Origin of the sequence: Methylomonas koyamae, from assembly GCF_001644025.1 — a bacterium.
GTDB lineage: Bacteria > Pseudomonadota > Gammaproteobacteria > Methylococcales > Methylomonadaceae > Methylomonas > Methylomonas koyamae_A.
Window position 1 is genome coordinate 1 of the sequence record NZ_LUUK01000057.1, and the last position, 12,388, is coordinate 12,388.

The following is a 12,388-nucleotide window of genomic DNA, read 5'->3' on the forward strand; positions in this document are numbered from 1 at the left end:
GCCTACAACCAGATGGAAGCCAACTTCGCGATGTTTTTCGGCCTGGCGATTCAATTGTACGAATCGACCTTGGTATCCGACCAATCGCCGTTCGATATGAGCCCGCTCGACGCCAATCTAGCGCCGACCTGGAGCAATATCAGCGCCGCCACGCCGGCCGAAACCACCGCCAAGATCGCTTCGCTAAAACACGGCTTCAACCTATTCGTCAACAACCACTGCGGTCGCTGCCATATTGGCCCGACGATGAGTTTGGCGGCGGTGGCTACCAATGCCGCGCTGTTGACACCGACGTCGAGCGCCAGCTTCGGTCCGCCGGCCACGCCGATAGGTTATGGTCCGGATGCGTTCGGCCCGTTCGCGGCAGCCACCTTGTCCGGCGCCACCGCGTCGGCCAGTCCGATCACCCGGGATCTAAACATTTTGATACAGCCCAGGTTGATGGACTTGGGCTTCGCCAATGTCGGTGTGACCGAGACTGATGCCGACCCCGGCCTGGCCGGCACCGATCCGTTTGGTAATCCCTTGTCTTACGCCGCGCAATACGTCGGTTATTTGCTCGCCGATACCTCGGCCGTCATCGATTTGCCTATCGAAAAAGTCCGGGCCTGCGATTTTCTGGCTCCGCTGGCGATCAATCAAGCACTGGACGACCCCGGTTACTTTTCCCAAGGCGACGGCTTGCAGGCCGACGGCAGCCGCGAGGGCGTGCTGCGTAGCTTGGGTTGCGCCAATCCGGATACCGCATTCATTCCGACACCGGCAACCGCGCGGGCCGCCGCGAACGGCGCCAAGATGTCCGTTGCCACCGCCGGCGCGTTTAAGGTGCCGACGCTACGCAACGTCGAATTGACCGGACCTTACATGCACAACGGCGGCATGGCCACCTTGGCGCAGGTGATCGAGTTTTACGCCCGGCACGGCAATTTCGCCAACGACGCGCAGAACTTCAATTTGGGGGCCAGCTCGCGCGGCTTGGCGTCCGTCCAGAACATCGCCGACCTGAGCAATTTCCTGAAAGCGCTGACCGACGAACGGGTGCGCTACCAAAAAGCCCCGTTCGACCATCCGCAACTAACCGTTGCCCACGGCCACGTCGGCAACGATGTGCAAGTTGAAGCTGGCAATCCGCTGGGTGCCGATTTGGCCAAGGACGAAAGGCTGACCTTGCCGGCGGTCGGCACCGACGGCGCGGCCGCGCCGATTACCCCGTTTTTAGCGCCGTCGCCCTAAGGCTGGCCCGCGCGCGTATCGACTCCCAACATTCGGAAACCACTATGAAAACAGCGTTTTTTAGACCGCTAAACCTAGGCCTCGCATTGGCGCTAAGCCTGTGCCGGCTAAATTCTGCCCACGCATCCGCCAGCTACGACAGCATCGTCGCGCTGAGCTACTCGATCGGCATTTTAGACAGCACCAACCCCACGGCCGGCGACAGGACGGGCTTGTCCATCCTCGGAACCTACCAGCAAGCTAACGACGAATTCAGCTTTTATGCCAACGCCGCCGGCGACGGCACTTATCTGGCCAACAGCCCTAATCCGTCGGCAAGCGCCGTCGCCAGTCTATTCAACGGCTCGTTCGCGGTCAGCGGCAATGCCTACGACGGTAGCGTCGATACCTGGCATACCGGACAGTTCGGTTTGGAGCTCAGCAATGCCGGACCTTATCGCTACGACTTGTCGATCACCCTGGATTACGCCTTGCGTGCCGCCGTCGACGGCGCGTTTGCGACCAGCGCGATCCTGTTCGACTACTGGGACGCCGCCGACCAGCTATCCGGCTCGGATTACAGCGCGGCGGCAAGCTTTGCCGGACAGCTACAGGATCAACAATCCGCCGCCGGCTCGGCTGTTTGGACATTCACGCTGGTACCGGGCGCTACGGTCGGCCTTTACGCCCAGGCCGGGATCGAATCCCACCTGACTTCCACGGCGCCGGTGCCGTTGCCGGCGGCCATCTGGTTGTTCGGCGGCACCTGCTTGGGTTGGATTGGTTTTAGCCGGGCTAGGACGGCCTTTGCGACCGGCAAAGTCTAGCCGCGCACAGCTTCAGTCTTTCGTTACACCGATTTTTTTAACGTTACCAAAAAGGATGATTCATCATGAAAACTGTTAAACCCCGGTCCAAAGCTTCGACCCTGGCGCTGGTTGCCGTTTTAGGCGCGGCCTCGTTCCCCGGCCAGGCCGCCATTGTCGAATATCAATTGAATTTGACCGACAAACATAACGGCGCCATCGGTAGCGGCGCCTTTATCTGGAATAGCGACAGCGAAATCATGACCTCGCTGAATTGGACCATCAACGGCCATAGCGGCTCGGTGTTGGATAGCGCCCTGGCTTCCACATACCGCAGCTACGATCCGCTGGCCAACACCTACGGCGAATTGTTCTACCGCTATTTCACCGCCCCGCAAGCCTTCCTCGTCGCCGAACTTGGCCTGACCGGCCATAGCGTCGGCATGATGCCCTACAACGTGTCCAGCGATTTCTTCGGCTTCGTCGGTTTCGGCGCGGAAAAAACCAGCAGCGCCGGCACCTATCTGTTCTACGACAAAAATTGGAGCGTCAACACCGAGGGCTATCTGACCGCCACCGTGGTACCGGTACCGGCGGCAGTTTGGTTGTTTGGTGGCGCTTTGACCGGCTGGCTTGGCTTTAGTCGGCGCAGGGCCGTGATTGCGACTAGCGAGGGCTAATCGCGCGCATGGAGGATAACAGCCTCGGCCAACGGCTGGGATAGCCAAGGTCAAGGGACGCCGCGGCCGTGCCGCGCACAAGGAAGACGCGGGGCGGGCGGCCAGGGTAGGCCGGCCAATCCGATCCGCCGCCGCGCTCGAACGCGGCGCGATAGGCTTTTAACCGATTCAACTTTTAATCCATAGGTCATTCATGAACACATTGCGATTCAAACAAGCCGAACTGGCGCTCGCCGTCGGGGCGGTGCTGATAGGGCACACCGGTCTGGCCGCCGCCAGCACCTTAAGCGTGGAAGCCACGGCCGACACCTTTTTGACCAACTACGCCTTACAAGCCGACTCCGACATGTCCAGCTACGGCGCGATGATGATTTCCTCGCCGCAAGCCGACTTGGTACAAGGCATCTCCCAGGTCCGCACTATGGAAAACCTGGTGTCGTATAACAGCGCCTCCATCAAGTCCGGCTTCGACAGCCAATTCGGCGCCGGCAACTGGCACGTCACCGACGTGCAACTGAAGTGGTACACCAACTTCGACGTGCAAGGCGTGCCGGCCAACAACAACCAATTCAATGTCCCGCACGCCGGTTACTTCGGCGTGTCCTATTTCAGTAACGACAGCTGGTTCAATCCCGCCACCGCCGGCCCTACCGGTTTGACCGTGAGCACGCCGAAAGTGACCTGGAATTCGGTGTACAACGGCGGCGCCTGGAGCAGTCTGTTCTCCGGCCAGCAAGCCTTGGGCACCTTTTACTATCCGACCGGTAATTCCAACGGCACCACCGACTGCGTTTCCCAACAATGCGCGCCGCGCTATTGGGATCTCAGCCTGGATGCGACCATGGTTGCCGACATCATGGCCGGTGGCTATCTGTCCTTCCACGGTTACGCCGCCGATGATCAAGTGGTTTATTTGGTTAACCAGTTGACCAAGCCCGGTGCTCATCCACAAATCTTCGTCAGCGCCGAAGCGGGTCCGGCCGCCGTGCCGCTACCCGGCGCGGCATGGTTGTTCATCGGGCCGGCGTTGTCGTTCCTGGGCCTGACCAAACGCAAGTTCACCGCCGGCGCGGTTCGAGCTTAGCGCCACCCGACCTCCCAGCCGCCGCCATGCGCACCGTTCCGGTAACGACCCAACGCTCGAGCCGCGCCAAAACCGCCCGCCGGCGGTTTTGTTCGCGGCCCCGCGCGGCGGTCTTAGCCATCGGCGGCTCGATTTTCTCCAACGTACGGCAGCGCTTGCCGCAAGCACTGCCGAGCCATCCCTGTCTTGAGGACCGGCGACCATGAGCCGCGACCCGATCTTTATCGCTTGGGACGCGGCATTCGCCGACGCCTCGCTGGCGATACGCCAACAACGTTACGCCCAGGCGCTCGCGGTGTTGCGTCCGCTAATCGGAGACGCCGCGCGCAAAGCCAAGCAGTGGCCGCCGTATCGCCACGCGCTGGCCGGCTATGCCCTGGCCCTTTATCGACACGGCGAGGTTAACGAAGCCTTGCTGCAACAAAGCCGCTTGCTACTGCTGGCGCCCAACGACGCCGAAGCTCGCGGCAACTTGTTGCTGTTATTACAAACCGAAGCCATCGAATTCCCCGATTCCGCCGAATTCCGCCGGGTATTGCACGGCGTGCTCGGCCAAACCGAACTGAGCGATTACGCGGTGCCGGCCTGCCGCGCCTTGCTGGCCGACGCCGCCTTCCGCCAGGCCTTGCAACGGTTGCGCGGCGACGATGCCGAAGTCGTCACCGCCTTGCGCAAGGGCCGCTTGCGTCCGCTGCTGCAAGCGCCGTTATTGCAATTGCTGCTGCGTAACACCTTGATACCGCAGCCTGACTTCGAACTGGCCTTGCGCCGCCTGCGCAAGGCGCTGTTGATGCACTACACCGCTGACCCGCACCGCCCGCCGCAAACCGGCAAGGCCGACTGGGACTTCATCGCCGCGCTGGCGCAGTATCAATGGCTGACCGAATACGCCTACGCCGAAGACCCGGAAGAAAGCCAACGGCTGGCCGCGCTGGCGCTGCAACTGCAAGCCGGCCGCGATCGTCCGGCCGAACCCGCCTGGCAAGCGGCGCTGACTTATTTTGCGTTGTACCGCTCCGGCCTGGATTTGGCCGATAGTCGGTCACTGTTTTGCCAATCGTCCGTCAGTTGGAAGCCCCATCTGCAAGCTCTGGTTCGCGAATGGCAAGCCTGTTTGCGCGAGCGCACATTGGCGGCAACCGTCGAACGCCTCACCGACATCGCCGACCCGGTGTCCGAACAAGTCCGCCGTCAATACGAAGAACATCCCTTTCCGCGCTGGCGGCAAGACCCGCAAGCCCGCCAAGTGCAAAGCGCCGGCCAATGGCTGCGCGGCCTGGCCCCCGATTTGGCGCTGTCCGCCGATTTCGACGGCGACATCGCGGTACTGACCGCCGGTTGCGGCACCGGCCTGGAACCGATTTCGCTAACCCGGCAAATTCGTATCGGCCGTTATCTGGCGCTGGATCTCAGCCGAGCCAGCCTGAGCTATGCCCTGCGCATGGCCGGCGAACTGGGCCTGCGAGACCGCATCGATTTCAAACAGGCCGACCTGACCCGACTCGACGGCTACCCGGAACGTTTCGACCTGATTACCGCCAGCGGCGTGCTGCACCACCTGGCCGAACCGCTGCACGGCTGGCGCATCCTCTGCAATCTATTGAAGCCCGGCGGGGTGATGTTGGTCAGTTTATACAGCGAAGCGGCGCGGCGGCCGGTCGCCGCCGCCCGGCAACTGATCGCCGCCAACGGCTGGCAAGCCGAGCCGGATCGCATGCGCCAACTGCGCCAAGCCATACTCGCCGGCGACTACCCGGAACTCGCGCCGCTGTTGCAATGGCGCGACTTTTACAACCTCGGCATGTTCCGCGACTTGGTGTTTCACCCTTGCGAGCACCGCTACACGCTGCCGCAAATCGCCGCGCAACTGCGACAACTCAATTTGCGCTTCATTGCCATGCGCGGCCTGCCGCCGGCCTTGAACGCCTTGTACCACGCCGACTATCCGCACGACCCTAACGGCAGCGACTTGGCCAATTGGGCTAGCTTCGAAGCCCGCCATCCAAACGCCTTTCGTTCGATGTATGGATTGTTGCTGCAAAAACCGCCGCCGTGACCAAGCGGGCCAGCTTGCGGAACCGACGCACGAGGCTCCTCAACGCGGTTTTGTCCCGTCTACCTCGGGAAGAGCGCTAGGAAGAGGAGGAGCCAATGGCGTTGGTGGCTGTAAACCTCGGTAGCGAAAACCGGGGCGTGGGGAGAGAAAAGGCATTTCGACCGGATCAAGGAGGCGGGTGGCGATGGTTAGCCAACCGGGAACTTGCACTGATCGGCTCTTGGTGGGTTGCAGGGTTTTGCAGCTGCTCATTGCCGTCATACCGGCGCGGACCGCCGGTATTCAGCACACATGGAGGTGAAGGGCTTGCGCTTATTGGGTTCCGGCATCCCCTTGTGCCCTATAGGTAGGCCGAACGACGTGTATTCCGTTAACTCAATGGTCGCCGTTCCGCTTTGCGATTGAAAGGCTAGATACGTTACGCGCTTGGATGATTCCGCGTTTTATGCCCGTTAGCTAATTGGCGGAAATTTTAATCAATCGATGAGGAAACTTATGCAACACAAGCTGTTTAAACAATCCGCCTCGGCAACGCTGGCGGCGTTGCTGGCCGGGCCGTTCGGCGCCGCCAGTGCCGGGACGTTGAGCGTCGATTCGGTCGCCGATACCTATCTGAACAGCGATCCCGTGCTGTCCAATCGGGATTGGTCCAATTTCGGGGCGATGGGGATTTCGGCGAATCTGGCCAATCCGGCAAAGGGCATGACCACGCCCAGAACCATGGACGCGCTGATTGCTTACGACACCGCAGCGATCAAATCCGGTTTCGATGCCGAATTCGGCGCCGGCAACTGGCACGTCACCGACGTCAAGGTGAAGTGGTATTCCAATTACGACATCCTCGGCGTGGCCCCTACCAACCCTCAGCTGAATGTACCGGCCGCCGGTGCGTTCCATATTTCGTTGTTGACCGATAACGGCTGGTTCGACGCGGCCAGTGCCGGCGACAAGGGTTTTGCCAATACCGATTTGAATTGGGATTCGGTGTTCGGTGCCGGCGGCAAGTACGGCAAATTGCTGGATGGCGCGCAAGTGCTGGGCACCTACAGCTACGGCGGCGGCAATTTCAACGGCGGTAACAATTGTCTGAACGAGGTCTGCGCGCCGCGTTTCTGGGATTTGGGCGCCAATGCCGATCTGTACGACAGCATCGCCAACGGCGGCTTCGTATCGCTGTTCGGTTCGGCGGCGGATAGCAACGTGAGCTACATCGTCAGCCAACGCAGCGCTGCCGGCGCGCATCCGCAATTGTTCGTCAGCGCGGCGGCGGGCGTTGCCGCCGTGCCGCTGCCGGCCGGGCTTAGTCTGTTTTTGAGCGGGGGCTTGTCCCTACTGGGAATCGGCCGTCGCCGTGGGCCGCTCGTGCCGAGCAAAGTCCAAGTAGGACCGGCCCACAACGCGCCCGCCCTCTGGGCGAACGAAAAATCCCGCTCGCCCTTCGACAAGGCTCTCCCGAGCGCTGCCGAAGGGCTGAGGACGAACGGGGTGTTGTATAGACCAACTGCACTTTCTAGGATCATTTCAAACACGTTGGAGCGATGCTCATGAACCTACTTTCCCTTCGCCGCGCCGCGCTGGCGGCCAGCTTGGCCGTGATATTCGCCGGCCAAACCGGAACCGCCTCGGCCGCCACCACGCTGAACATCGACGCGGTCGCCGACACCTTCCTTTCCAGCGACCCGGACTATGCCAATCGCGATATGTCGGCGTTCGGGGCGATGCAGATTTCCGCCGACTTGCCGGATTACGTGCAGGGCATCATGTACCCGCGTACCTTGGATTTACTGGTGGCTTACGATACGGCGGCGATCAAGGCCGGCTTCGATAGCCAATACGGTGTCGGCAACTGGCATGTCACCAACGTGCGGGTCAAGTGGTACACCAATTTCGACATCCTCGGCGTGCCCGCGCACAATCCGCAGTTCAACGTGCCGGCCGCTGGGGCTTTCAATATCTCGCTGCTCGCGAACAATGGCTGGTTCGATAAACAGGCGGCCGGCCCGTTGGGTTTGGCCAATAACGATTTGAACTGGAATTCGGTGTTCGGCGCCGGCGGCAAGTACGCTAACTTGCTGGACGGCATCCAAACCTTGGGCACCTACAGCTATACCGGCGGCGATTTTAACGGCACCAACAATTGCAGCAACGACGTTTGCGCGCCGCGCTTCTGGGATTTGGGCGACAGCGCCGATCTGCTGAACATCGTCGCCGGCGGCGGCACCGTGTCGCTGTTCGGTTCGGCGGCGGACGCCAATGTCACCTATCTGGTCAATCAGCTCACCAAGCCGGGCGGTCATTCGCAGATCTTCGTCAGCGCGGAGGCCGGCCCCGCCGCGGTGCCGTTGCCGGCCGGCGTTTGGTTGTTCCTGAGTGGCGCTTTGCCGTTAATGGCCGGTTGGCGGAGCCAATCCGCCGGCCGCGTTCTTGCCGTTCGAGACGACGATTAAAGCGAGGCGGTCATGCGAGTCATTCCTTTAGTCATGTTGGCCGGCGCTTTGTTGGCGGCACAAGCGGCGCTGGCGATAGGCCCGGTGCCGGTATCCTTGCGCAACGTGCCGATACCGCCGGTGCCGGGCCTGCTGGGCGGCGCCGCGCCCATCGTCGTCGATAAAAACGCCGCGATCGCGTTGGGCAAGGCCTTGTTTTGGGATCAGAACGTCGGCTCCGACGGTCAGGCCTGCGCGTCTTGCCATTTCAGCGCCGGCGCCGACGGCCGGGTCAAAAACCAGATCAATCCTGGTGGGAACAGCGTCCATGCCAGCGGCCGGACATTCGATACCCTGCCTTCCGGTGGCGGCGGTCCGAATCACACGCTCAGCCTGGACGACTTTCCGTTGCATCAATTCAGCAATCCGGCAGACAACACCAGCCGGGTGGTGTTCAGCAGCGACGACGTGGTCGGCTCCGCCGGCAGTTTTAGCGGGCAATATCAAAGCGTATCGCAATTCGGTTCCGCCAACGATCGATGCGCGCGCTCCGCCGATCCGCTGTTCAAGGTCGGTTCGGTCGGTACCCGGCAAACCACGGCCCGCAACGCGCCCAGCGTGATCAACGCGGTGTTCAACCACCGCAGTTTTTGGGACGGCCGCGCCAATAATATTTTCAACGGCAGCAGCCCGTGGGGCGAGCGCGATCCGGACGCCGGCGTCTGGGTGAAAACGAATGCCAAAACCGTCGCCAAGCAACGGCTGCACTTGGTCAATGCTTCGTTGGCCTCGCAGGCGGTCGCGCCGCCGACCAACAGCGCCGAAATGAGCTGCGACGGCCGGCATTGGCAGGACATAGGCCGCAAGGTGTTGTCGCGGCAAGTGTTGCGCGACCAACTGGTGCATCCCCAGGATAGCGTGTTGGGCGCGATGAGTCTGGCCGCGAACCGGAAGCCGGGCTTGAATACGACTTACCGCAATCTGGTCACCCGCGCCTTCGCTTCGCGCTATTGGTCCTACGCCGGCAACGGCCCGTTCGGCGCGCCGGCCGGCGGCGGCTTGCCTTACAACCAGATCGAGGCCAATTTCGCGATGTTCTTCGGTTTGGCCATACAGTTGTACGAATCGACCTTGATCTCCGACCAGGCGCCGTTCGATCTCAGCCCGATCGACGCCAACATGAAACCGACCTGGAGCAACGTCGCCGCCGCCACGCCGGCGGAAACCCAGGCCTTGGTGGCCTCGTTAAAAAACGGCGTGGAATTGTTCGTGAACAATCATTGCAATCTGTGCCATGCCGGCCCGGCGTTTAGTTTGGCGGCGGTGGCGGCCAATGCGGCGTTGTTAACGCCGACGCCCGGCGCCAGCTTCGGTCCCCCGGATACGCCAATCGCCTTCGGTCCGAATGCCTTCGGCCCGTTCGGCGCCGCCGCCAAGGGCGGCATCAATCGCTACGGCAATATCGTCACCCGCGACACAAACATTCAGCAGTTACCGAAATTCATGGACTTGGGCTACGCCAATAACGGCGCCGTCGATGTGGAAGACGATCCCGGCGTCGGCGGCACGGACGATTTCGGCAATCCCTTGTCCTATAGCGCGCAATATGTCGAGTATTTGTTGGGCAACGCGACGGGCTTGCTCGATCCGGGCGTGAACAGCATCCGCGCCTGCGATTTTATCAGCCCGCTGGCCTATAACGTTGCGGTGAATCTGCCCAATGTATTTTTGCCTAGCGACGGCTTGCAGGCCGACGGTAGCCGCGAAGGCGTGTTGCGCAATCAAAACTGCACGAATGCGGTGACGGCTTATATCCCCACTCCGGCCGCCGCGCTAGCCAATTTGTCCGCCAGTAAAATGGCCGTGGCAACCCACGGCGCGTTCAAAGTGCCGACCTTGCGCAACGTGGAATTGACCGGCCCTTATATGCATAACGGCGGCATGGCGACTCTACGGCAAGTGATCGAGTTTTATAGCCGGCACGGCAATTTCAGCAGCGATAGTCTGCATTTTCATCTGGCCGGTTTTTCGACGTTGACGACGACGGAACAAAACGTCACCGATCTGACTAATTTTTTGCTCTCGTTGACCGACGAGCGGGTCAGATACCAAAGGGCGCCGTTCGATCATCCTCAGCTCACCGTCGCCCACGGCCACCTCGGCGGCGACCTGCAAGTCCAAGCCGGCCACGTCTTGGGCGCAAACTTGGGCAAAGACGAGCTGCTGGCGATTCCGGCGGTCGGCGCCAACGGCTCTTCGGCACCGATCGCCCCATTTTTGGATCCGCGACCATGACCGACCGAAATGAGCAAGGTAATAGAGCGAACCCTTGCCATCAACGCCGGCGCCGTTTTCAGGAGAAAGGGCCGCTAGCTAGACGCTTATCCGCCTTGGGTGCCGGCGCGGAGGGTGTGAATGCAGTTACGATTATTGGGAGGAGCTTGTCATGCAAAACGAAGATTTAATCGCGACCGAGAGCCAGATCGCCGATCTGGTGCGGGTGTTTTACGAGCGGGCCAGCGCCGACTCGCGCCTGAAAGGTATTTTTGACGGCGTCATTGACGATTGGGACGCCCATCACCGAGTCGTCGAGAACTTTTGGTCGCGCACCCTGCTGGCTACCGACCGTTACCACGGCAGCCCGTATCCGGTGCATGCGCGCTTACCCATACAAATCGAAGACTTCGATATTTGGCTGGCGTATTTTCGGCCCGTTGCCCGGGAAGTACTGCCGCCGGCGGCGGCCGAGCAAGCCATCGCTCGCGCCGAACACATGGCGGAGAGTTTCAAGACCGGGATGTTTTTCGACTACACCCCGGCTAAAACCACGTCATGCCTGAAACCGGGCGATTGAGGCGACGGACGATGGACTCTGTAAAGGAGCAGGCATGCGGACTGAAGACGCTTTAGGCTTTTACGCGGCCCAGGCTCAAGCCTTTGCCGAGACGCTGGCCAGCTTTCGCGGCGGCGATTTGATCGGCGCGATATTGACCCAAGCGTTTTCCAGTTTCGACGGCAACGTCGGGTTCGAGGCCGGCGATTATCCGCCGGTCGATTGCGACAAGGGCTGCGCTACCTGCTGCACGTTGCGGGTCACCGCGACCGCACCGGAAGTGCTGTTAATCGAACGCTTTATTCGCCACGGTCAAGCGCGCGGCCGGGAATTGAATTTGGCGAAACGGGTGGTCAAGGCCAATGCGGAAACCGCCGGTCTGGACGAGGCCCGGCGGGTGGCCTTGCGTCGCCGCTGCCCGTTTTTGGAACGCGGCGTGTGCATGATTTATCCGGTTCGGCCCTTGGCCTGCCGCGGCCATGCTTGCTACGACCGCAAGGCTTGCGTCGACGCGGCGAAAGGGCGGATTACCGAAATACCTTATTCCGAGCCGCATCGTCAGTTTCGAAGTTTGATTCAAAACGCCTTGCAGTCGACGTTACGCGACGCCGGCTACGGCTGGGGTTTGTATGAGCTGAATCAAGCCGTGACCCTGGCGCTGGCGGATGCCTCGAATTTGGATCGCTGGTTGGCCGGCGAAAATTTGTGGCGCGGCGCGGCGATTGGCGACGTGGCGCCGGCGGACATGGCCGCTGCCTTCGATCGCTTAAAGCGGATGACGGAGTAGTTGTTTGGCCTGGCTGCGCCGGGTGTTGAGCGGATTTATGGCGGAGAATCCTTGAGCGTCAGTTGCTGGGCCGCAGGTACCGAGCAATAGACGGCCTTCGCCGTATCAGACCGTGGTCAGGTCGAGATGCCCGGCGATCAAGCTCAATGCGGCGCGGTTGGCGAGCGGATCGTAGGAAGCGGGTTTCAAGATCAAGGTATGCGGACCCAGCGCGTCGTGCAAGGCTCTGATTTTATCCAGACATTCCTCGGCGTCGCCGACGATGGCGTTCGCCAGGATGCGTTCCTCGGCAAACGCTTCGGCTTCGACGCCGAACGGCAGCTCCGCCGATCCGCTTTGCGCGGCGCGTTGGATTGCCGCGCCCATGTTGCGGGCGAAATCGCGGACGAAGGGCAAGGCGGCGTCGATCGCCGCGCGCCGATGTTCGGCGCAAAAAAAGTAACGCGACAGTACGAAGGGCGGCGCGGTTCGCGCGGCGCGGGCGCGGTAGGCCGCCAGCGCGGT

General features: G+C 61.4%; 10 protein-coding genes and 1 pseudogene. 10 read left to right on the forward strand and 1 reads right to left on the reverse strand.

Annotated features, from left to right (window positions below):
* The 10 genes and pseudogenes from A1355_RS25615 to A1355_RS05655 all read left to right on the forward strand — a co-directional run.
* Positions 1–1,233, forward strand: a pseudogene (locus A1355_RS25615) (cytochrome C peroxidase); the annotation flags it as partial.
* 44 nt (positions 1,234–1,277) lie between these two features.
* Positions 1,278–2,039 (forward strand): hypothetical protein, encoded by a 762-nt coding sequence (locus A1355_RS05610; RefSeq protein ID WP_157197761.1) that lies wholly within the window; start codon positions 1,278–1,280, stop codon positions 2,037–2,039.
* Positions 2,040–2,104: 65 nt separating this feature from the next.
* On the forward strand, positions 2,105–2,698 hold the full coding sequence (locus A1355_RS05615) for a PEP-CTERM sorting domain-containing protein (RefSeq protein ID WP_064025857.1): 594 nt from the start codon (positions 2,105–2,107) through the stop codon (positions 2,696–2,698).
* 193 nt (positions 2,699–2,891) lie between these two features.
* Positions 2,892–3,782, forward strand: coding sequence for a hypothetical protein (locus tag A1355_RS05620; protein ID WP_064025859.1), 891 nt, complete (start codon positions 2,892–2,894; stop codon positions 3,780–3,782).
* A 202-nt stretch (positions 3,783–3,984) separates the two neighbouring features.
* A complete protein-coding gene (locus tag A1355_RS05630; protein WP_064025863.1) occupies positions 3,985–5,838 on the forward strand; it encodes a class I SAM-dependent methyltransferase in 1,854 nt (617 codons plus the stop codon).
* A 495-nt stretch (positions 5,839–6,333) separates the two neighbouring features.
* Entirely contained in the window at positions 6,334–7,386 is a 1,053-nt protein-coding gene (locus A1355_RS05635; RefSeq protein WP_064025866.1) for a hypothetical protein, read from the forward strand.
* Positions 7,383–8,285: a hypothetical protein gene (locus tag A1355_RS05640; RefSeq protein WP_064025868.1), complete on the forward strand. Its 903-nt coding sequence runs from the start codon at positions 7,383–7,385 to the stop codon at positions 8,283–8,285. The genes A1355_RS05635 and A1355_RS05640 overlap by 4 nt, the downstream gene beginning before the upstream one ends.
* A gap of 12 nt (positions 8,286–8,297) precedes the next feature.
* The gene (locus tag A1355_RS05645; protein WP_064025869.1) at positions 8,298–10,559 is read left to right on the forward strand and encodes a cytochrome c peroxidase; all 2,262 of its coding nucleotides are present in this window, start codon (positions 8,298–8,300) and stop codon (positions 10,557–10,559) included.
* Between the two features lie 151 nt (positions 10,560–10,710).
* Complete coding sequence (locus A1355_RS05650; protein ID WP_064025871.1) at positions 10,711–11,118, forward strand: group III truncated hemoglobin; 408 nt, start codon at positions 10,711–10,713, stop codon at positions 11,116–11,118.
* 34 nt (positions 11,119–11,152) lie between these two features.
* Positions 11,153–11,884, forward strand: a complete 732-nt coding sequence (locus A1355_RS05655) for a YkgJ family cysteine cluster protein (RefSeq protein WP_064025873.1) — start codon at positions 11,153–11,155, stop codon at positions 11,882–11,884.
* A 105-nt stretch (positions 11,885–11,989) separates the two neighbouring features.
* Here the strand turns inward: A1355_RS05655 and A1355_RS05660 are convergent.
* A partial coding sequence (locus tag A1355_RS05660; RefSeq protein WP_157197762.1) for an LLM class flavin-dependent oxidoreductase occupies positions 11,990–12,388 on the reverse strand: 399 nt, incomplete at its 5' end.